Source organism: Reyranella massiliensis 521, from assembly GCF_000312425.1.
In the GTDB taxonomy this organism is placed as follows: Bacteria; Pseudomonadota; Alphaproteobacteria; order Reyranellales; family Reyranellaceae; genus Reyranella; species Reyranella massiliensis.
The window spans coordinates 182,995-204,137 of record NZ_HE997181.1 but is presented as its reverse complement, the minus strand read 5'-3'; the positions used below and the strand labels follow the sequence as shown (position 1 = coordinate 204,137).

Annotated in this window: 20 protein-coding genes; 4 read left to right on the top strand and 16 right to left on the bottom strand. The window is 64.8% G+C overall.

Annotated features, from left to right (window positions below; translation table 11 throughout):
• Positions 1 to 8 precede the first annotated feature (8 nt).
• A complete protein-coding gene (locus BN60_RS01085; protein ID WP_020694123.1) occupies positions 9 to 782 on the top strand; it encodes a ferredoxin--NADP reductase in 774 nt (257 codons plus the stop codon).
• On the opposite strand, the gene hutU is transcribed toward BN60_RS01085, so the two are convergent.
• The 3 genes from hutU to hutI are packed head-to-tail and all read right to left on the bottom strand — an operon-like array spanning position 779 to position 5,180.
• Entirely contained in the window at positions 779 to 2,440 is a 1,662-nt protein-coding gene (gene hutU, locus BN60_RS01080; RefSeq protein ID WP_020694122.1) for a urocanate hydratase, read from the bottom strand. The two genes, BN60_RS01085 and hutU, sit on opposite strands and share 4 nt — an antisense overlap.
• Positions 2,437 to 3,984 (bottom strand): histidine ammonia-lyase, encoded by a 1,548-nt coding sequence (gene hutH / locus BN60_RS01075; protein ID WP_020694121.1) that lies wholly within the window; start codon positions 3,982 to 3,984, stop codon positions 2,437 to 2,439. Before hutH ends, hutU begins: the two co-directional genes overlap by 4 nt.
• Positions 3,981 to 5,180 (bottom strand): imidazolonepropionase, encoded by a 1,200-nt coding sequence (gene hutI / locus BN60_RS01070; RefSeq protein WP_020694120.1) that lies wholly within the window; start codon positions 5,178 to 5,180, stop codon positions 3,981 to 3,983. Before hutI ends, hutH begins: the two co-directional genes overlap by 4 nt.
• 30 nt (positions 5,181 to 5,210) lie before the next feature.
• On the opposite strand from hutI, the gene BN60_RS01065 reads away from it, so the two are divergent.
• From BN60_RS01065 to BN60_RS01055, 3 genes are all read left to right on the top strand, one after another.
• A complete protein-coding gene (locus BN60_RS01065) occupies positions 5,211 to 6,590 on the top strand; it encodes a formimidoylglutamate deiminase (protein WP_020694119.1) in 1,380 nt (459 codons plus the stop codon).
• The gene (hutC, locus tag BN60_RS01060; RefSeq protein WP_020694118.1) at positions 6,587 to 7,324 is read left to right on the top strand and encodes a histidine utilization transcriptional repressor HutC; all 738 of its coding nucleotides are present in this window, start codon (positions 6,587 to 6,589) and stop codon (positions 7,322 to 7,324) included. The genes BN60_RS01065 and hutC overlap by 4 nt, the downstream gene beginning before the upstream one ends.
• A 65-nt stretch (positions 7,325 to 7,389) precedes the next feature.
• A complete protein-coding gene (locus tag BN60_RS01055; RefSeq protein WP_020694117.1) occupies positions 7,390 to 8,385 on the top strand; it encodes a Bug family tripartite tricarboxylate transporter substrate binding protein in 996 nt (331 codons plus the stop codon).
• Between the two features lie 4 nt (positions 8,386 to 8,389).
• Here the strand turns inward: BN60_RS01055 and cuyA are convergent, their stop codons facing one another.
• From cuyA to BN60_RS00990, 13 genes are all read right to left on the bottom strand, one after another.
• Entirely contained in the window at positions 8,390 to 9,424 is a 1,035-nt protein-coding gene (cuyA, locus tag BN60_RS01050) for a D-cysteate sulfo-lyase (protein WP_020694116.1), read from the bottom strand.
• A gap of 37 nt (positions 9,425 to 9,461) precedes the next feature.
• Entirely contained in the window at positions 9,462 to 9,986 is a 525-nt protein-coding gene (locus BN60_RS01045) for a superoxide dismutase family protein (protein ID WP_020694115.1), read from the bottom strand.
• Between the two features lie 44 nt (positions 9,987 to 10,030).
• The gene (locus BN60_RS01040; protein ID WP_020694114.1) at positions 10,031 to 10,906 is read right to left on the bottom strand and encodes an SDR family oxidoreductase; all 876 of its coding nucleotides are present in this window, start codon (positions 10,904 to 10,906) and stop codon (positions 10,031 to 10,033) included.
• A gap of 9 nt (positions 10,907 to 10,915) precedes the next feature.
• Positions 10,916 to 11,545 carry an ABC transporter permease gene (locus tag BN60_RS01035; protein WP_020694113.1) on the bottom strand — a complete coding sequence of 210 codons (630 nt, stop codon included), beginning with the start codon at positions 11,543 to 11,545 and terminating at the stop codon, positions 10,916 to 10,918.
• Positions 11,542 to 13,209: a transporter substrate-binding domain-containing protein gene (locus BN60_RS01030; protein ID WP_020694112.1), complete on the bottom strand. Its 1,668-nt coding sequence runs from the start codon at positions 13,207 to 13,209 to the stop codon at positions 11,542 to 11,544. Before BN60_RS01030 ends, BN60_RS01035 begins: the two co-directional genes overlap by 4 nt.
• A 1-nt stretch (position 13,210) precedes the next feature.
• Positions 13,211 to 13,906: a methyltransferase domain-containing protein gene (locus BN60_RS28455; RefSeq protein ID WP_215905875.1), complete on the bottom strand. Its 696-nt coding sequence runs from the start codon at positions 13,904 to 13,906 to the stop codon at positions 13,211 to 13,213.
• Between the two features lie 22 nt (positions 13,907 to 13,928).
• Positions 13,929 to 16,046 (bottom strand): adenylate/guanylate cyclase domain-containing protein, encoded by a 2,118-nt coding sequence (locus tag BN60_RS01020; RefSeq protein WP_020694110.1) that lies wholly within the window; start codon positions 16,044 to 16,046, stop codon positions 13,929 to 13,931.
• 103 nt (positions 16,047 to 16,149) lie between these two features.
• Complete coding sequence (locus BN60_RS01015) at positions 16,150 to 17,544, bottom strand: amidase (RefSeq protein ID WP_020694109.1); 1,395 nt, start codon at positions 17,542 to 17,544, stop codon at positions 16,150 to 16,152.
• Positions 17,545 to 17,554: 10 nt separating this feature from the next.
• Positions 17,555 to 17,884 carry a GNAT family N-acetyltransferase gene (locus tag BN60_RS01010; protein ID WP_215905874.1) on the bottom strand — a complete coding sequence of 110 codons (330 nt, stop codon included), beginning with the start codon at positions 17,882 to 17,884 and terminating at the stop codon, positions 17,555 to 17,557.
• A 133-nt stretch (positions 17,885 to 18,017) separates the two neighbouring features.
• Positions 18,018 to 18,224 carry a cold-shock protein gene (locus BN60_RS01005; RefSeq protein ID WP_020694107.1) on the bottom strand — a complete coding sequence of 69 codons (207 nt, stop codon included), beginning with the start codon at positions 18,222 to 18,224 and terminating at the stop codon, positions 18,018 to 18,020.
• 217 nt (positions 18,225 to 18,441) lie between these two features.
• Positions 18,442 to 19,953, bottom strand: a complete 1,512-nt coding sequence (locus tag BN60_RS01000) for a UxaA family hydrolase (protein WP_020694106.1) — start codon at positions 19,951 to 19,953, stop codon at positions 18,442 to 18,444.
• Between the two features lie 49 nt (positions 19,954 to 20,002).
• Positions 20,003 to 20,257, bottom strand: coding sequence for a sunset domain-containing protein (locus BN60_RS30665; protein ID WP_020694105.1), 255 nt, complete (start codon positions 20,255 to 20,257; stop codon positions 20,003 to 20,005).
• Positions 20,229 to 21,119 carry a dihydrodipicolinate synthase family protein gene (locus tag BN60_RS00990; protein ID WP_020694104.1) on the bottom strand — a complete coding sequence of 297 codons (891 nt, stop codon included), beginning with the start codon at positions 21,117 to 21,119 and terminating at the stop codon, positions 20,229 to 20,231. The genes BN60_RS30665 and BN60_RS00990 overlap by 29 nt, the downstream gene beginning before the upstream one ends.
• Between the last annotated feature and the right edge of the window lie 24 nt (positions 21,120 to 21,143).

Below are 21,143 nucleotides of genomic sequence, written 5' to 3'. Positions count from 1 at the left end.
GAACGATTATGGCCAACTTCACCCAGGAACGGGTGCTCGACGTTCATCACTGGACCGACACGCTGTTCAGCTTCACGACCACGCGTGACCCTTCGTTCAGGTTCCGCAATGGCGAGTTCACCATGATGGGCCTCGCGCTCGGCGAGAAGCCGCTGCTGCGTGCCTACAGCGTCGCCAGCGCCAACTACGAGGAGAATCTCGAATTCTTCTCGATCAAGGTGGCGGACGGCCCCCTCACCTCGCGCCTGCAGCACCTCAGGACCGGCGACAATGTCATCGTCGGCCGCAAGGCCACCGGCACGCTGGTGATCGACAACCTCAAGGACGGCCGCAATCTCTACCTGATCGGCACCGGCACCGGCCTGGCGCCGTTCCTGAGCGTCATCAAGGATCCCGCGACCTACGAACGCTTCGAGAAGGTCGTGCTGCTGCACGGCTGCCGCCGCGTCGCCGAGCTCGCCTACGGCGAGCTGATCACCGAACGCCTGCCCAAGGACGACCTGATCGGCGAGATGGTGCGGAACCAGCTCATCTATTTCCCGACGGTGACGCGGGATCCGTTCCGCAACCGCGGCCGCATCACCGACCTGATCACCTCGGGCAAGCTGTTCAGCGAGATCGCGCTGCCGACGCTGGATCCGGCGCACGACCGCGTCATGATCTGCGGCAGCCCGGCTCTGCTTGCCGACACCAAGCAACTGCTGCTCGACCAGCACTTCGTCGAGGGCAATCACGGCGAGGCCGGCGACTTCGTCGTCGAGAAGGCCTTCGCCGAGCGCTAGAGGCTCGGCAGATTGAGTCCCTTCTCGCGGGCGCAGGCGATCGCGTCCTCGTAACCCGCATCGGCGTGACGCATCACGCCGGTGGCCGGGTCGTTCCACAGAACGCGCTCCAGGCGCTTGGCCGCCTCCGGCGTGCCGTCGCACACGATCACCATGCCGGCATGCTGGGAGAAGCCCATGCCGACGCCGCCGCCATGGTGCAGCGACACCCAGGTTGCGCCCGAGGCGCAGTTGAGCAGCGCGTTCAGCAGCGGCCAGTCCGACACCGCATCGGTGCCGTCGCGCATGCTTTCGGTCTCGCGATTGGGGCTGGCGACCGAGCCTGAATCGAGGTGGTCGCGGCCGATCACGATCGGCGCCTTCAGTTCACCCTTGGCCACCATCTCGTTGAAGGCGAGACCGAGCCGATGGCGATCGCCCAATCCCACCCAGCAGATACGCGCCGGCAGGCCCTGGAACTTGATGCGCGTCTTGGCCATGTCGAGCCAGGTGTGGAGATGCTTGTTGTCGGGAAGCAGTTCCTTGACCTTGGCGTCGGTCTTGAAGATGTCCTCGGGATCGCCCGAGAGCGCGGCCCAGCGGAACGGGCCGATGCCGCGGCAGAACAACGGGCGGATATAGGCCGGCACGAAACCCGGAAAGCTGAAGGCGTCGGCCACACCCTCTTCCAGCGCCATCTGGCGGATGTTGTTGCCGTAGTCGACCGTCGGCACGCCGAGCTTGTGGAACTCCAGCATCGCGCGCACATGGCCAGCCATCGACTGCTTAGCCGCCTTGGTGACGGCGGCGGGATCGCTGGCGCGCTTGGCTTCCCATTCGGCAAGCGTCCAGCCCTTGGGCAGGTAGCCGTTGACCGGATCGTGTGCGGACGTCTGGTCGGTCAGGCAATCCGGGCGCACGCCGCGACGCAGCAGCTCGGGCAGTACCTCGGCGGCATTGCCGAGGAGCGCGACGGAGACCGCTTTCTTCTCCGCCGTCGCCTTCGCGATGATCGCCAGTGCATCGTCGAGATCCTTGGCCTGCACGTCGACATAGCCGGTGCGCAGGCGGAACTCGATGCTGCTCGGCCGGCATTCGACGGCCAGGCAGGAGGCGCCGGCCATGGTGGCCGCCAGCGTTTGCGCGCCGCCCATGCCGCCCAGGCCTGCGGTCAGGATCCAGCGGCCGGCAAGGCTGCCGTTGTAGTGCTGGCGCGCCATCTCGACGAATGTTTCGTAGGTGCCCTGAACGATGCCCTGGCTGCCGATATAGATCCAGGAGCCGGCCGTCATCTGGCCGTACATCATCAGGCCCTTGCGATCGAGCTCGTTGAAATGCTCCCAAGTCGCCCAGCGCGGCACGAGGTTGGAGTTGGCGATCAGCACGCGCGGCGCATCGGCGTGCGTGCGGAACACGCCGACCGGCTTGCCGGACTGCACGAGCAACGTCTCGTCGGCGTTCAACTTGCGCAGCGACTCGACGATGCGGTCGAAGCTGCCCCAGTCGCGCGCCGCCCTGCCGATGCCGCCATAGACGACCAGTTCGCCGGGCTTCTCGGCCACGTCGGGATCGAGGTTGTTCATCAACATGCGCAGCGGCGCTTCGGTCAGCCAACTCTTGGCCGAAATCTCGGTGCCGCGCGGCGCGCGGACGACGCGGGCGTTATCGATGCGGGTCATGCTGTTCCCTTTCGATTCAATACTGGCAGGAAGCCGTCACCGACGGCTTTGACCACGGCGCCTCCGGCGACCAGCGCCTTGGCTTTCTCCAGGTCGGGATGGAAATGGCGGTCGTCCTCGAGATGCGGCACGTCGCGGCGCAGCAGGGTCCGCACCGCTTCGAGCGGCGGGCTCGACGCCAACGGACGATGGAAGTCGCAGCCTTGTGCTGCAGCCAGAAGCTCGATACCGACAATGGCGCAACCATTCTCTGCCATATCGAGCAGGCGGCGCGCACCGTGCGCGGCCATCGAGACATGGTCCTCCTGGTTGGCGGAAGTCGGGATGGAATCGACGCTGGCGGGATAGGCGCGCTGCTTGTTCTCCGAGGTGAGTGCCGCCGCCGTGACCTGCGGGATCATGAAGCCCGAGTTGAGGCCAGGCCGCGGCGTCAGGAACGCCGGCAGGCCCGACAGCGCCGGGTCGACCAGCATGGCAATGCGGCGTTCGGCCAGCGAGCCGATCTCGCAGATCGCCATGGCGATGATGTCGGCTGCAAACGCCACGGGCTCGGCGTGGAAGTTGCCACCCGACAGCGCTTCCATCGTGTCGGCGAAGATCAGCGGATTGTCGGTGACGCCGTTGGCCTCGGTTTCGAGCGTCGCCGCAGCCTGTCCAAGCAGATCGAGCACGGCGCCCATGACCTGCGGCTGGCAGCGCAGGCAGTAAGGATCCTGAATGCGCTCGTCGCCCACGAGATGCGAGGCACGAATGGCCGAGCCGGACATGAGACGGCGCAATGCTTCGGCGGCGTCGATCTGGCCCCTGTGACGGCGCAGGCGATGGATGCGCGCATCGAACGGCGCATCGGAGCCTCGCGCGGCGTCGGTAGACAGAGCCCCCGTCACCAGCGCGGCGGCAAACAGATTTTCCGCCTCGAAGAGGCCGGCCAGTGCATAGGCCGTCGAGAACTGCGTGCCGTTCAGCAGGGCCAGCCCCTCTTTCGGACCGAGTTGCAAGGGGGCAAGGCCCGCGTCGGAAAGCGCTTCGGCAGCCGGCACGACCTTATCGCCGACGAAGAAGGAGCCGACACCGATCATAGCCGCGCTCATATGGGCGAGCGGCGCCAAGTCGCCGGAAGCGCCAACCGAGCCCTGGCGGGGCACGACCGGCGTCAATCCCTTGGCCAGCAATCGCTCAAGCATACGGATCGTGGCACCACGCACACCCGAAGCACCCTGTGCAAGGCTCGCGAGCTTCAGCGCCATCATGAGTCGCGCCACGGGAACCGGCATCGGCTCGCCGATTCCTGCGGCATGCGAGAGCACGATATTGCGCTGCAGGGCCGCGAGATCGGCAGTCTCGATGCGTACGCTGGCGAGCTTTCCGAAGCCCGTGTTGATGCCATAGACCGGCTGGCCCTTGGCGAGGATGGCGGAGATCGCCTGCGCCGACTTCGAGACTGCCGGCAGGGCCGCAGGATCGAGCGAGACATCGGCGCCACGATAGACATCGCGCCAGACCGAGAGCGGGACTTCACCCGGCGACAGGACGACTGGCTTCATCGGCCCCTCCAGACACGCACATGCAACGGGTTGAAGCCCATGCGGTAAACCAGCTCGGCGGGACGCTCGATGTCCCAGATCGCAAGATCGCACCACTTGCCCGGCTCCAGCGTGCCGACCGTATCGAGGCGGCCCAGCGCCCGCGCCGCTTCGCGCGTCACGCCGGCCAGGCACTCATCGACGGTGAGACGGAACAGGGTCGCCGCCATGTTCATCGCCAGCAGCAACGAGGTGAGCGGCGAGGTGCCGGGGTTGCTGTCCGACGCGATGGCGAGCTTCACGCCATGGCGGCGCAGCAGCTCGACCGGCGGCTTGTGGGATTCGCGCACGAAGTAGAAGGCGCCCGGCAGCAACACGGCGACGGTACCGGCCTGCGCCAGAGCCTCGACTCCCGCCTCGTCCACATGCTCCAGATGATCCGCCGACAGAGCGCCGTAGCGTGCCGCAAGCTTTGCACCGCCCAGATTGGAGAGCTGTTCGGCGTGCAGTTTCACGCGAAGGCCATGCGCCTTCGCCACCTCGAAGACGCGGCCGATCTGCTCCGGCGTGAAAGCAATGCCTTCGCAGAAGCCGTCGACGGCATCGGCCAAACCGGCCCGCGCTACGGCTGGCAGCATCTCGTCGCAGACTTTGGCGATGTAGGCATCCTTGTCGCCGTTCGCTTCCGGCGGCAGCGCATGCGCGCCGAGAAAGGTCGTCGTCACCGCCACTGGCCGCAGTTCGCCGATGCGGCGGGCGGCACGCAGCGATTTTTCCTCGGCGGCGAGATCCAGCCCATAGCCCGATTTGATTTCGAGAGTGGTCACGCCCTCGCGCAGGAGAGCATCGACCCGCGGCAGCGCACTGCGGACAAGATCCTCTTCGCTCGCCTGACGGGTGGCGCGCATCGTCGACACGATGCCGCCGCCGGCACGCGCGATCTCCTCGTAGCTTGCGCCGGCCAACCGCAACTCGAATTCATGCGCGCGGTTGCCGCCATAGACGATGTGCGTGTGGCAATCGACCAGGCCCGGCGTGATCCAGCGGCCTTCGCAATCGACGGCTTCCGCAGCCTCGAACGACGGCGCCCCTGCGGCGGACCCGGCATAGACGATGCGGCCCTCGCGCGCGGCGATCAGCCCGCCCTCGACGAGGCCGAGCCCTTCCCCTTCCAGGGTGGCAAGTCGGGCGTTCTTCCAGAGCCGGTCACATTGCATGGTGCCATTATTATGACTATACATAATCACATGTCCAGAACCGGCCTGTGGTTCCATTCGCTGCTGTTGCCCGAGGGCTGGGCCGACAATGTGCGGCTCACCCTGGCCGACGGCCGTGTCGAGGCCATTACACGCAACGCACCGGCAGAGTCGGGCGACGAGCGCCATGAAATCGGCCTGCCCGGCCTGCCCAACCTGCACAGTCATGCCTTCCAGCGCGGCATGGCGGGTTTCACCGAGCAACGCGGCCCCCGCCTTGATAGTAACGAGGACAGCTTCTGGACCTGGCGCGAGGCGATGTACCGCTTCGTCGACCGAATGGAGCCCGACGATGTCGAGGCCATTGCGGCCCAGGCTTTCCTGGAGATGCTCGAAGGCGGGTTTACGCGCGTCGGCGAGTTTCACTACGTCCACCACGACACCCGCGGCACGCCCTACAGCGATATCGCCGAACTCGCGTCGAGGGTCGCCGCGGCCGCGGCGGCAACAGGCATCGCGCTCACCCTGCTCCCGGTCTTCTACGCCCATGCCGGTTTCGGCGGACAGCCTGCCGCGCCCGGTCAGCGCCGGTTCGTCAACGACGTCGATCAGTACGGTCGTCTGATCGAGGCCAGCCGGCGGGCCGTTTCCTCCTTGCCGGACGCCATCATCGGGATCGCGCCGCATAGTCTGCGGGCGGCCACGCCGGAGGAGATCGCGGAGATCCTGCCGCTGGGGGCCGGCGGTCCGGTACACATCCACATCGCCGAACAGACCAAGGAGGTCGAGGACTGCCTGGCCTGGAGCGGCAAGCGCCCGGTCGAGCTGCTGTTCGATCGTCTGCCTGTCGACGAGCACTGGTGTCTTGTTCACGCCACGCATGTCACCGACGACGAAGTCGACGGCATGATCTCACGCAGGGCCGTGGCGGGACTTTGCCCGATTACGGAGGCCAATCTCGGCGATGGAATCTTTCCCGCCCGCCGCTTCCTCGACAAAGGCGGCCGGTTCGGCGTCGGCTCGGATTCCAACGTCCTGATCGACGCCGCCGAAGAGTTACGGCTTCTGGAGTATGGGCAACGGCTCGTCCTGCGCTCGCGCAATGCGCTCGCCAGCGCCTCGGCACCGTCGACCGGACGCCGCCTGTTCGAGGGCGCTCTCGCCGGTGGCAGCCAGGCTCTTGGAGCAGCAAGCGGCATCGCCGTCGGCGCACCGGCCGATCTCGTCAGCCTGCTAGCCGGCGACAATGCCCTCGTGCATCGACGCCACGACCAATGGCTCGACGCCTGGATCTTTGCCGGTCGTCACAGTCTCGTGGATTGTGTCTGGCGCGCCGGCCGCAAGCTGGTGGCTGGCGGCCGGCATGTGCAGCGCGAGGAGATCGGCCGGCACTATCGGCAGACGCTTGCCCGCATGCTGCGGGACGCATGACGCGGATGTCCGACAAGGCGGGTACGACAGCGTCGCTTCATCAGAGGATTCTCGGCGACATCGAGGGCCGCATCCTGTCCGGTGCCTTGGCGCCGGGCGCCCGCATCGCCACCGAGCACGAGCTGGCGGCAGCCTACGACTGCTCGCGCATGACGGTCGCCAAAGTGCTGACCCAGCTCGCCAATGCCGGCCTCGTCGAGCGGCGGCGCAAGGCCGGCACGTTCGTGCGGCAGCCGAGTTCGCAGGCAGCCGTTCTGGAAATCCACGACATCAAGGCCGAGGTGCTGGCGCTCGGCCAACCCTATCGCTTCGAGATGATTTCCCGGACTGCGCGACGCAGCGACCGCCGCGACAGCGACTTCCTGGGAGCCAAGATATCCGGTCGCCTCTTGGAGATTTCCTGCCGTCACTTTGCGCGGCGCAAGGTCTTCTGCCTGGAAGAGCGTCTGATCAATCTCAAGGCGGTGCCGGAAGCCGAAGCGGAAAGCTTCGCGGAAATCTCGCCGGGCCGATGGCTGCTCGACACGGTGCCTTGGACCGAAGCCGAACACCGCATCCGCGCCACCGCGGCGAGCCGCGTCGAGGCTTTGCAGCTTGGGGTTCCACAAGGCACGCCCTGCCTCGTCGTCGAGCGACGAACCTGGCGCGGCAAACTGCCGATCACGCACGTGCGCCTGCTCTATCCCGGCGACGCCCACCAGCTCGTGGCTCACTTCACGCCCTCTCAGCGGTAATTTACCGGCGGAGCCCGATTCATATAGGATGACCTCAACTATAAAGCAGTGGAGGCTCATTCAAGATGGCAAAGTTGTTTCTGCGTCGCCGGCGCGCGCTCGCCCTGTCGGGTGGTCTGCTCGCCGCCCCCATGGTCGCATCCGGCATCGCACGGGCGGCCGATGACTGGCCGAACAAGCCGGTTCGTTACATCGTGGTCTTCCCGCCAGGTGGGCCGACCGACACGCTCTCGCGTATCGTCTGTGCCCAGCTTTCGGAACTGACCGGCCAGCAGTTCATCATCGAGAACAGAGCCGGCTCCGGCGGCAACATCGGCGCCGACGTGATCGCCAAGTCCGCGCCCGACGGCTACACAATCGGGCTCTACACGATCGCCGCACACGCGATCTCGCCGACGCTCTACGCCAAGCTGCCGTTCGACGCGGCCAAGGACTTCACCGGCATCGCCATGCTCTGGTCGGTGCCGAACTTCCTCATGACGCGGCTCGACTTCCCGGCGAACACCATTCCCGAGCTGATCGCACTCGCCAAGGCCAATCCGGGCAAGTACTCCTTCGCCTCTTCAGGGGCCGGCACCAGCCCGCATCTGACCGGCGAGATGTTCAAGCAGATGGCCGGCGTCAATATCCTGCACGTGCCCTACAAGGGCAGTGCGCCCGCCCATCAGGACATTCTGGCGGGCCAGGTCGACATGATGTTCGACAACATCCCCGGGCCGCTCGGCCTGATGAAGGGTGGCAAGGTAAAAGGCATCGCCGTGACGTCCAAGGAGCGGCACCCCGCCGTGCCCGACAAGCCGACGATCGCCGAGTTCCTGCCTGGCTTCGAGATCAGCTCCTGGGGCGGCGTCTGCGGTCCGGCCAACCTGCCGCCGGCGATGGTCGAGAAACTCTCGGCCCTCACCAAGAAGGCACTCGATACACCGACCGTGAAGAAGGCGTTCGAGCAGCAGGGCGCCACCAACATGTGGCTGTCCCCCCAGGATACGGCCGCCTATCGCGCCAACGACGAGAAGAAGTTGGCGCCGATCATCAAGGCGTCCGGCGCCAAGGTCGAATAGCCGGTCAGTCGTTCAGCACCGTGCGCCCGAGCACCACGTCCTCGTAGACATGGAGCGAGGGCAGGCCGCCGGTGTGCATGAACAGCACCTTGGCATTCGGCTTGAAGTGACCCTGGCGGGCCAGACCGATCAGGCCCGCCATGATCTTCCCGGTATAGACGGGGTCGAGCAGGATGCCCTCGGTGCGCGCCAGCATCTGGACAGCTTCCACCATCTTCGCATTGGGCACCGAGTATTTCGGCTGCCAGTAGCCACCGAAGCTCTTCACCGCCTCGCGCGGCACCTTGCCGATGCCGAGAAGATCGGCCACGGCCTGCGCTTCCTTGTGAACCAGCGGCTCCTGGTCGGCCGGATCGCGGCTGACGCCGATGCCGATCAGCGGGATCTTGATGCTGTTGCCGAAGAAGCCCGCCACCATGCCGCCGTGCGTGCCCGAGCTGCCGGAGCCCACCACCACGGCGTCGAGCGCCAGGCCCATGTCGAGCCACTGCTGCTGCATCTCCTGCACGCAGGCGACATAGCCCAGGCCACCGATGGCGTTGGAGCCGCCGCCGGGGATGATGTAGCCCTTGCGGCCGAGGGAGGCGACTTCCTGCGCCACCTTCGACATCGCCGCCGCCATGTCCGAACCGCCGGGCACCACGGTGATGGCCTCGACGCCCATCAGTTCGAACATGAAGTTGTTGCCGCCAGCTTCCTTCTTGTAACTGCCGGGCACGCGCTCCTCGATCACGAAGCGGCACTTCAACCCCTCCTTGACCGCGGCCGAGAGCGTGATGCGGCAATGGTTGGACTGGGGGGCGCCGCAAGTGATCAGCGTGTCGGCGCCCTGCGCCAGCGCATCCGCCGCCAGGAACTCGAGCTTGCGGGTCTTGTTGCCGCCAGGGAAGAGGCCCAGCAGATCGTCGCGCTTGATCCATATCTCGGGACCAACGCCCCCCGGGCAGCTCGCCGCCAGCGCCTTGGTAAAATGCGGCAGCAGCTCTATCGGCGTGGGCGCATGCGTGTAACGACGACGCGGGAAACGGGCCAAATCCATTCTATCGACTCCAGTCCTTGGCTTTAGAAAGCGACAGCTACTCGGTGATCACGCCACAGGCGATGCGATCCCCGGCATTGCCCGTCGGATCGGTTTTATAGTCGTCGGCACCAGCGTGAATGATGATGGCCGAGCCGTCCGCATCGAACACCGAGTTCGGCTGCCCCTTGGCCAAGGTGACCATGTGATTGGCCACATCGACCGTCAGCTGACCGTTGGCCGGTACATAGAGGTTCGGCATGTCGCCGGCGTGCGAGCCTTCCTTGGCTTCCATCCCGTGCTTCTTGTTGGCCGGATTGAAGTGGCCGCCGGCGCTGGTGAAGGGCGGCTCGCACTTGCCGACAGCGTGGATGTGGAAGGCATGCTCGCCGGGGGCAACGCCCTTCAGTGCCATCTTGAGCAGCACACCATGTGGTGTCTGGATGAGCTGGACCGTGCCCACGTCCTTGCCGCCGGCGTCCTTCAGCGCCGCCTTGGCGGTCTGGGCGTGGGCCGGAAGCGAGGCAGCAACGCCCAGGGTGCAGACGACAGACAAGGCAGCGACAAATCGGCCAATACGCATCGTGTCCTCCGGTTGGTTCAGGGCCCGATAAAGGCGCACAGAGACTACTCCAGCACCTTTGGCGGACGATAGAGCGGAAAGCCGTTGAACGGTTTGGACCGGTCGTGATCCGGCACTTCGTAGAAGCTCGACTTGCCGGCATTGTGCAGGCCGCCGTCTACGCGCAGCGACGTGCCGGTAACATAGGCGGCGGCATCGCTCAGCAGATAGACGATGGCCGCGGCGATCTCCGACTCCGTGCCATGCCGCTTCAACGGCACGCGGCTCTTGACCCCGCGCAGCACGTTGTGCGCGCGTTCGGGATAGCGGTCCAAGCCCGAAGAAGCGATGAAACCTGGCAGCACGGAGTTCACGCGCACGCCGGAATGGGCCCATTCGACCGAGGCCGTATAGGTGAAGTTGGTCTGGCCGGCGCGCGCGGCACCATTGTGGCCCATGCCGGGATTGCCCAGTTCGAAATCGGCGCCGACATTCACGATGGCGCCGCCGTGCTTTTCCATCGAGCCGAGATAGACCGCCTTGGAGACCAGGAAGGTCGCGGTCATGTTGTTGTTTACCACGGCATTCCAGCCATTCAGCGAGATGTCCTTGAGCTGGGCCGGAAACTGGCCGCCAGCGTTGTTCACCAGCCCGTCGATGCGCCCGCCGCTCCAGGCCAGCACACTATCGACCATGGCCTTGACCTCCTCCTCGCGCCTGAGATCGGCAGCGAAGGTGAAGGTGTCAGGATCGCCCAGCTCCTCTTTCACCCGATCGAGCTTCTCCTGGGTGCGGCCCGCGATCGCCAGCCGCGCGCCGAGTGATTTCAGTTCATGTGCAGCACACCGCCCCAGGCCGGAACCTCCGCCGGTGACGAGGATGGTGCGGCCGGCGAACAGGCCGGGACGAAAGACGGACGCATACTGCAGATCATTGCTCATCCCGGCAGCCTAGCCCTGACGACCGCGCAATGCGAGGTGGCCGAGCCAATGCTGCAACAGCCGCATCAGAGCAAAACCCGCCTGCAGCGTGATGCCGAAGCAGACGATGCCGATGGCAAACAACACCATCTTGTCACCAAGCGTCGGCATCCGCTCGGCCTCGCGCAGGATCACCGCAATTCCCTCGCTGACACCGATGGCTGCACCGGCACTGGACGACATCACGAGCACGAAATAGGCGCGCGTGACATTCGGCAGGAAGAGCAAGGCACCGAGCGGCGAGCCGTCGCGAAGCTGCTTCAGGGCCTCGCTTCCATTGTCGGCAACATAGGCCGCGGCATAGGGCACCAGCGACAGGGCGACCGTCATGACGCCGGACGGCGCGACATTGATGCCGAACAGGCTTGCATCGGACGGGATGATGTTCAGCAGGAAGAACATCACGACGAAGGTCGGCGCTGCCCGCATCAAGCCGATGAGCGTCGTGGCAAGCGCGCCCACCACGCCGCCGCCCAGCTTCGCCCAGGTGAGCAGGCCGCCAACGGCAAGGCCGATCACGAGCGCAATCGCCGCGATCTCGAAGTTGACCACCATGCCGGCCAGGAGTTGCGGCAGGAAATCGGGCGAGATGCGGCTCATGCTGCCACCTGACGGCGTTCGAGCCAGAGTCGCAGCTTGCCGCAGAGCCAGACCACGACGATCACGACGGCGATGTAGAACACCAGCAGCAGCGAATAGGTGCTGGCCCGGCCGCTGGCGAAGGAGGTGATGTCGGTCAGGGCGCTGAGCAGTTCCGGCGCACCGATGAAGCTCGCGATGGGCGTACCCTTCGCCGCGTTGATCAGGAACGACACGATCTGCGTGGCCGACCGGCTGACGGCGCGGCCGTACAGCTCGCTCGTCGGCGCCGGGGGCCCGCCCTTCTCCGTCCGCAGCGAATGCATGGCCTCGGCAATCGCCTGGCCGGCATTGCTGCCGTTCATCAGGCCGAGCGCCACGATGGCCGCCCCGATCGCGACAGCAGACGAATAGGGAAAGAGAGCGTGGGCCACGGCGGCGGAGATGACCAGGGTCAGTACGACCGGCGAGGATTGCAGAATGATGGTGAGGAGCCGCGCCGGCCAGCGCGCCACGAAGGAGCGCGAGCTCTGGAGCGCGCCGAGGATCAGGGCGAAGAGCAGCGTCGCTGCCAGCGCACCGGCCACCAGGATGAGTGAATTGATGATACCGGCCTTGAAGATCTGCCACGCCGGCATGGTCTTGAACATCGGGAGCTGCAGGGCAATTCCCGTATGCCTTTCTATCCAGGTCTCGAAGCCGGCAACGCGCCCGGCGATGGGCGTCGGCTCCAGCACGGCGGAAAGTGCGGGCAGAACGCAGGCCGGATCGGAGCTGCCTGCGGCCGTGTTGCAATCCGGCCGGCTCCAGACCGTGCGCTGGCGTTCGAGGAAGCCGGTACCGACATGGTTTTCCCTCGCGATCCTCAGGAACTCGCCATCGCGATGGAATATCTGGCTGATGAGATCCAGCGCCCTTGCCAATCGATCGGTACCAGACTGGGCAACGGCCACCCCCCAGGGCACCTGGGCGAACCCGAACTTCTGGTCGAAGCGCGCGGTGAAAGCCGGGTCGGTGAAATAATAGGCGAAGAAGCTGTCGTCCTGTGCTGCCAGGGTGCAGATCTCGTCGCGCAGCCTGTCGGGCAGAACGCCGGCTTCGTCGAACAGCATCAGGCGCGCGCCATGAGAGACGATCTGTGCATTCGAGCCGTTGCCGACGGTGACGCAGATCGTCCGATTGGCGATGTCGGACCAATCCTTGATCTCCAGCGACTTCGGGCCGACGATCGTCGTTTCGGACTGATAGTAGTGCGGCCGGATGAATCGCACCTGATCGTCGCGCTGGGCATTGTGGCCCATGGTGGCGATGGTGAGGTCGATCTTGTCATCCGCCAGCCGCGGGATGCGGCTGGCAGCATTGACTCGACTGAACTCAGGCGTGACGCCAAGACGCTCGGCCATGGCGCGGCCGACATCGACGTCATAGCCGATACGTTCCTGGCCCTCGCGCGTGCCGAACAGCGGATAGTATTCGCGCACGCCAATGCGAATCGTGCCGGTGCAATAGAGCCGGACGAGGCGGTCGACGCCCGATTGACTACAGGCGCCGGGCACTGCCGCGGCAACGCGCGCCTCGTCGAGCAGCGCCGCCAGCGCCGCATCCGGCGTTTCCGCCCGGGCAGCGGGAGCGGCGAACAAGGCAAGCCACGCCAAGACCAGGAGCAGGCCACGCCGGATGGACATCTCAGTCCTGCGTTCCGAGGGGAGAGATCTCCACGATATGAAAATCGGCGAAGACATGCGGGCCATAGCGATGGATCGACTTGCCCTCCTCCGCCAGCAGCACCGACGGGGTCATCAGCGCGAGTTTCTCGTTGGCGATATGGACCAGCACCGAGGCAAGAATCGTGAGCCCGAGTCCGTGGCGTGCCGCGAGGCGGCGCGAACGCTCGATATCGACAAAGGCATTGTGAGTGAGAACCGCCCGCGCCTTGGCGGTAAAATGGTCGGCCAGACCTTCGATGAAGGGATCCAGGAACTCCCGGCCATCGGCGCCGCCCGAACTCCAGGTCGGAAGACGGCCCGCCACTTCGATATGCTCCATCGGAAAGTGCGGCAAGTTGGCGACGACCAGGTCGAAGCGACAACCGGCGACGGGCTGCCACATATCGCCATGGAAAAGTTCGGCATCGAGACCTAGTTCGCGCAGCAACGACCGGCCGCTGGTCACGGCTTCGCCCTCGATGTCGATACCGCTCAACGAGCCCGCCCCCATCGCACCGAGCGCCGCCAGCACGACGCCGCTGCCGCATCCCATTTCAAGGACTTTCGCGCCCCTCACACACTCCGGCCGGCGCCGCAGGACCTGGATCAGAGCAGCGGTGTACTCGCTTGGCCGCAGGGCAATCGTGGCAGGGGAAGGCTTGGCAACATCCAGCATGAAACGGCGATCCATCTCTCGGTCAGCGCGACATCTGACGCTGGACTCGCGGCGTGGTTTCCGTAGCGACGAGGCGCTTGGCCATCTCGTTCGCTACCGTATCGTCGGGATACTCGTTCAGGATCGCGCGATAGCGCTCGAGCGCCAGCGCGAAGTCTTCGGCAATCAGCGCCTCGTAGGCCACCCGCGTCATGCGGCAGAGCTTCTCGGTGGCGGCATCGGGCTTGAACTCTTCGCCGATCCCGTAAGCGCCGACCAGCTCGTAGATCGGCACCTTCGAGCGCCGACCCTTGACCACCACATCGTCGATCGGCCGGACGCAGAGCTGGTCGCCCGCCTCCTTGAAGACCGAGTGACTGATGCAGATGCGCGTGCCGTACTCCTTGTTGATGCCTTCGAGGCGTGAAGCGACGTTCACGCCGTCGCCTATCACCGTGTAACTCATGCGCTCCTTGGAGCCGATGTTGCCGACCAGGACGGCATCGCTGTGGATGCCGACGCGGATTCGCAACGGCTTGCCGCCTTCGGCTTCCCAACGGGCATTGAGTGCAGCCATCGCCTGACGGATGCGCAGGGCAGAGTAGCAAGCGCGCAACGCATGGTCGTCGAGCAAAGCCGGTGCGCCCCAGAAGGCCATGACGCCGTCGCCGATGAACTTGTCGATGGTGCCGTGCTCCTCGTTGACGGCCTTGGTCACGACTTCGAGATAGGCTGACACACGCAGCAGCAGCTCCTGCGACGGCAGTTCCTCGGACAGGGTTGAAAAGCTTTCGAGATCGGAAAAGAAGATGGTCAGGAAGCGGCTGTGGCCCCCGAGCTCGAGCTTCTGATCGGAATCGAGCAATTCACGGACGAGACCGATGGGCACGAACGCGGCAAAGGACTTCACTGCGGCGTCGAGCGTGTCGATCGCGCGCGACAGCAGGGCCACTTCGCGGATCGGCGAGTGCAGCGCGGGCAGGGTCTCGCCGCTCCCGAGATCCTGAATCTGCGTCACCTTGCGCGCGAGCTTCTCCAGCGGCGCGGAAACGACGCTCGACAGGAAATAGATGATGAGGATCTGCAGTGCGATGGCGATCAGACCGAAGGCGAAGAGCTTGTTGTTGTGCTCCACAAAGATGCTGGTGAAGTCCGAAAGCGGCGAGACGACGAAGAGCTGCCACTTCTTTCCGAACGACGGCGGCAAGGTCGTGAGGCTCGCGACGTAGTCCTTGCCGCCGTGGGAAAAGGAGAACATCTGTTCGTCGCCACGCGGACGAAAGCTGAAGGCCACGGCAGGCAGGTCGTTGCCCAGCGAGGTGATGTGCTGCAGCTCCACGCGACCGGCATGACTGGCATAGGTCCTGGCGCGCTCGGAGTTGGCAATGACCCGGCCCTGATGATCGAGAATATAGGAGAGCGTACCGGGGCTCACCTTGCGTTCGGCGAGATAGTTGGAAAGATCGTCGAGCGTGATGTCGGCGGCGGCTACGCCCTGCAGCGTGTCGTCCTTATAGAACGGCGCGCCAACCGTGAAGCCGACAAGCCCGAGCGTCGCGAAGACGTCGACGTCGCTGACGGAAATCCCACCTGTCTGCTGTGCCGTCCGATACCACAGCCGTGCTCGCGGATCGTAGGAAGTCGTCAGCTCCGAGCTGCCCAGTTCACGACGCTCGGCATCCAGAAAAATATAATGATCGACAGGTGCAGACCGCAGCGACGGATCGATCCAGCGTTCGGCATAGCGCGTACCGGGTGGCGGCAGCTTGCCCTGGATTTCGACTGCCGGATTGATCTGGCGAGCCTGACGAAACGCACCGTCGGTCATGCCGACATAGACGCTGATGATCCGCTGACTGTGCTGGAGAATGCTGAAGAGATAGGCGACCGAGCTCTTGCTTTCGAAGAAATCGGGCTGCTCGCTGCCGACGGCGGCCGCGCTGCGCACCAGCGACTTGATGGGCTCGAAGACGTTCTGGATGTTTTCGACCGCCTCGACGTTGAAACGCTTCAGTAGGCTCTCGGCGTTGTCTCGGGCGATCCTCTCGTTCGAAACATAGTTCACCGCCACGATCGCGATGAAGACAGGCACCGTCAGAAGGACAAACAGCGTCAGGATGCTTGGGCGCAGGCGCAGATTTGTATCGCGAAGAATTTTCATGCACCCACTGCCTTGCCCCACCTCCCCCAAGGCGATTCATTCACTATAATTGAAAGGAGATTCAGCGTCCAACACGGGCAGAGAGTCTTCTGAGAAGACCGTCTCACGAGGGAGGGCGCTTCAGATGCCAGTCCGTGACCTGCTGATAGGCATGGCCGGCCGCCAGGATGGCCGCCTCGTCGAAGGCCCGCGCAGCGATCTGGAAGCCGGTCGGCACCGCATCCCGCGTCATTCCACCGGGCAAGGTGAGCGTGGGATGGCCGCTCATATCCATCGGCGCGGTGTAACGCAGCCGGCCGGCAACGGCCTCGACCTCGCGGCCGCCTGCAGCCAGGGCCTCGAGCGACCAGACAGCCCGCTCCATCACCGGCAGAAGCAGGAGATCGACCGACGCCAGGAGCTTGTCGAGCTCGCCCTTCAACGTCGCCCGCCGCAGCAGCAGCCGCTGGAGGTCGAGCCCCGAGAGCTTCAGGCCGGTATCGAGAAGGCCCGCCAACACGGGGCCGTAGTCGCCGGCATGCTTTGGATACATCTCGGCATGTGCCACGGCAGCCTCGACGGCACAGAGCGGCACCCAATCGTAGGACGCCTGAAAGAAGCTCTGCGGCAGGGTCACATCGACAATCGTGGCTCCTGCCTTCTTGAAGGCCTCGACCGCACCGGCGATTGCCTGTTCGGAATCATTGTCGAGATTGCGAAGGTTCGTCGGCAAACCGATGCGCCTGCCCTTCACGCCCGTTGAGATGGCGGCGGCATAATCGGGCACCGGCAGCCCTGCCGCCGTCGCGTCGTCCGGATCGGCGCCGGCAATGACGCCCAACACGATCGCGGCGTCGAGAGCACTGCGCGCCATCGGACCAATATGGTCGAGAGACTCGCCCAGCGGGAAGACGCCGGCGCGACTCACCCTGCCCCAGGTCGGCTTGAGACCGCTCAATCCGTTCATCGTCGAGGGAAAGCGGATCGAGCCGCCCGTATCGGATCCCAGCGAGGCAAAGCAGAGACCGGCCGCCGTCGCAGCACCTGAGCCCGACGAGGAAGAGCCCGTCCAATAGGCAGCATTCCAGGGATTGAGCGGCGCCGGAATCGTGGGATGGTGTGCGCCATAGGCGCCTTCCGTCATCTGCAGTTTGCCCAGGATGACGGCACCCGCTTCCTTGAGCCGCGCGACGACCGTGGCATCCTTGGCCGGCACGTTGGCGCGATGGATCGCCATGCCTGCCGCAGTGGCTACACCTGCCGTATTGCACAGATCCTTCACCGCAATCGGCACACCATGCAGCGCGCCGCGCGATCGTCCGGCCGCCGTCTCGGCGTCGAGACGCGCCGCATCTGCCAACGCACGCTCCGGGGTCAGCGTCGCATAACTCTTGAGCTTGGGGTCGACCTTGGCGACGCGATCGAGCATCGACTGCGTCGCTTCGACGGACGACAGCTTGCGCGCCTTCAGGCGCCGCGCGACCTCGTCGAGCGACAGGTAATGCAGATCGGCCGGCATGCGGACTCCTTCACAACGACTTATCCATCACCTGGATATGTTCGCCGCGATAGTCGCGCAGCTCAAGCGCTCTCCAGCCGAGGCCGGCATAAAGCGTCGGGGCCGAAGACGTAAAAAGGTAGAGACGTGTGTAGCCCAACCGGCGCGCGGCATCCTCGACGGTGCGCACGAGCGCCGACGCGATACCTTTCTTGCGATGTTCGGGAGGAACGAAGACGCTCGCAAGCCAGGGATTGCGGGGGTCTCCTTCAAGGTCGTCGAAGATAAGCGAGGCAGTGCCGGCGATCCGGTCTTCCTCATCGAGGGCGACGAACGCGATCGGAACACGATCGACGTTCATCTTTCCTCGGACCCTGACCGTGCGCTGTTCGAGCGTCTGGCCAGGATTGAGATGGCCCCACTCGGCGAAACCCCAGGCCGAAACTTGCTCGACCAGATCGGGACGTTCGACGAGCGGGACTACTCTCATGCCGTCAGTCGGCAGCCTTCAGATTGACGGCTGCGGAACGGCCACGCTCGGTGGCGATCTCGTAGCTGATCTTCTGGCCTTCGTTGAGGCCGTTCAGGCCCGAACGCTCGACGGCGCTGATATGGACGAACACGTCCTTGCCGCCATCGCTCGGCTGAATGAAGCCGAAGCCCTTGGTGGCATTGAACCACTTAACCGTGCCAGTAGCCATCTCTCTCTCCTAGGCTGTTTGACGAGACACACAAATGCGCACTGACGGAGCGCTCGCTGCAACCGTCTGCGACAACCGTGGAATTTGGGGAAAAGCTCGTGGTGGGAAGTCCGTGGCCGCTGTGGGCTGGGCCGCCAAGGCAAGGCCAAGTTCGTGAGTCGTAGGGCCGCATATGGGTGAGTAACGTTTGGAAGTCAAGTTGGCTCCCAGAGAACCGTCACATTGTAGCGCCGATCTTCCATGGCTCGAATTCGTCGTCACCAATGCCCAAAGCTTCCGACTTGGTTTTCTGGCCCGACGCCGTGGCGAGAATAAGGTCGAAGATGCGCCGGCCGCTTTCCTGAATTGTTTCTTCACCGTCGACGATACTTCCACAGTTGATGTCCATGTCATCAGTCATGCGCCGATAGAGGGAGGTATTCGTTGCGAGCTTGAGCGATGGCGTCGGCTTGCAGCCGAAAACACTGCCACGTCCCGTCGTGAAGCACAAAACATTGGCACCACCGGCGACCTGCCCCGTAGCAGACACGGGGTCGTAGCCAGGCGAGTCCATGTAGACGAACCCTTTTGCGGTGATCAGCTCTGCATATTTGTACACGTCGACCAGGTTGGTTGTGCCGCCTTTGGCTACTGCACCCAGCGATTTCTCGAGGATCGTCGTCAGGCCGCCGGCCTTGTTACCGGGCGAGGGGTTGTTGTTGATCTCACCGCCAGTGCGAGCACAATGCTCCTCCCACCACCGGATGCGCTCGACGATCTTCTCGCCGACTTGCTTGCTGACGGCGCGGCGCGTCAGCAGGTGTTCTGCTCCATAAATCTCGGGCGTCTCGGACAGAACGGCGGTGCCGCCATTGCGCACGAGGAGATCGACCGCGGCGCCCAGCGCGGGATTGGCAGAGATGCCTGAATAGCCATCGGAGCCACCGCATTGCAGCGCCAGGATCAGCTCGCTGGCCGGCAGCGGTTCGCGCTTTACGTCATTGGTCTCGGGCAAGACGTCCTTCAGGAAGTCGACGGCACGGCCCACGGTCTTGGCAACGCCGCCCTCGTCCTGGATGGCCATCGGGATGAGCCTGGGACCTTCCTTCAGTCCCTCCGCATTCATCAGACCTGCAATCTGGTTGGTCTCGCAGCCCAATCCCAGGACCACGACCGCCGCCATGTTGGGGTGCTTCGTGTAGCCGGCGAGGGTGCGTCGCAACACATCCATTTCGAGGCCCGATGCGGCCATGCCGCAGCCGCCGCCATGCGTCAGCGGCACGACGCCATCGATATTGGGATACTGCGCCAGCAACGGTTCGAGCTTCGCGGCAATCATGCGACTGGTCGCAGCGGAGCAGTTCACCGTCGTCACGATGCCCACGTAGTTGCGCGTCGCCGCGCGGCCATCGGCGCGTCGATAGCCCATGAACGTTGCGGGCGGTGTGATGTAGTCGGTCGGATGCGCATCGGCGCAGAAGGCATAGTCCCGCTCGAAGTCGCCCATCGCACAGTTGTGCGTATGGATGTGCGCCCCCGGCGCCAGATCTTCCGTCGCGAAGCCGATGATCTGATTGTACTTGCGCAGCGGCTCGCCCTTCCTGATGGCCCGGGTCAGGATCTTGTGGCCGGGCGGCACGCGCGTCGCCGCGGCGACCTCACCTTCGATCTTGGTGCCCGGCAGGATGTCCATGCGCGCCACGACGACGTTGTCGGCCGGATGCAGCCGGATGGTGAGCGGTGCCGTCATTGTCGTTCCTCCGAGACCCGCGGAGCGTAACCGCTGATACCGAGCCCGATCAACAGACCTTCGTACGCCGCCAGCCGGCAGCGACTGCTTCTTGCTCGCTGCAGAACCACCGTTCGCCGCGTTTGGGATCGATCACGGTCGAACCGTAGTACTTGCAGCCGGGCGGATGGTAGATGCGCACGCCCTTGCTGTTGATGTTTCCCTTGATCAGGCAGTGTCGCTCGGGCTGCGCCGCCAGCGGCGGTGCCGCGAAGACGGCAACGAGAAAGAGTGCGCTACGCAGCGCGCCGCGATCGAATGGCATCGATGGCCGCAAACAGCTCAAGACACTCGGCCTGGCCGAGCGACCGGAGCGGCGCGCGCATGCGCGACCAGGCCGCCGCATCGTTGCGGCGATGCCCCACCAGCGCCTTGACAGCGGCCGTCACGGCAAAGGGCAACACTGCCTCGACCATCGCATTGACGCGAGGCTCCTCGACGCCATCGAGCAGGGGTCGCATCAAATCGGGAGCAACATTGGCAAGACCCGTGATCGCGCCCGAGGCGCCGAGCTTCATAGCGCGCGCCAGCAGGCGTTCGTCGCCGATCAGGACATGCAGGTTGCTATGTTGCTTCAGGAGCGCCTGGGCATTGTCCCAATCGCCGGAGGAATCCTTCACGCCCTTGATCTGCGCGGGAAAGGCCTTCTTCAGTTTGCCGATCAGCTCCATCGACAGCCCGACCGCCGTGACCTGCGGGATGTGGTAGAGGACGACGTTGCTCGCCTGCGGACCGAGCCCCGTCAGCACCGCAGCGATCCAGTCGAACAGGCCTTCGTCGCCGGGGCTCTTGAAATAGAAGGGCGGCGCCAGAAGGAAGCTCGGGCATCCCAACATCAGGCCCGCGCGCCCCTGGGCGATCGCTTCCTCGACCGAGCTGGCAGCAATCCCGACGACAAGCTGCGTCCTTGGTTCGATGCCGGCGCCGACCAGAGCCCCCAAAGCCCGCTGCCGCTCGTTCAGTCCGAGTGAAGCGCCCTCGCCCGTCGTCCCAAACGCCGTGATGCTGGTGCAACCATCGGCCAACGACTGTCGTGCATGGGTGACGAGCCGCGGCAGGTCGATCGACCGATCCTCGGCGAAGGGTGTGGCGAGGGCAACGGAAAGGCCAAATCGATCGGTGCGCATGACGGCATGATAGGCCGCCCTCTC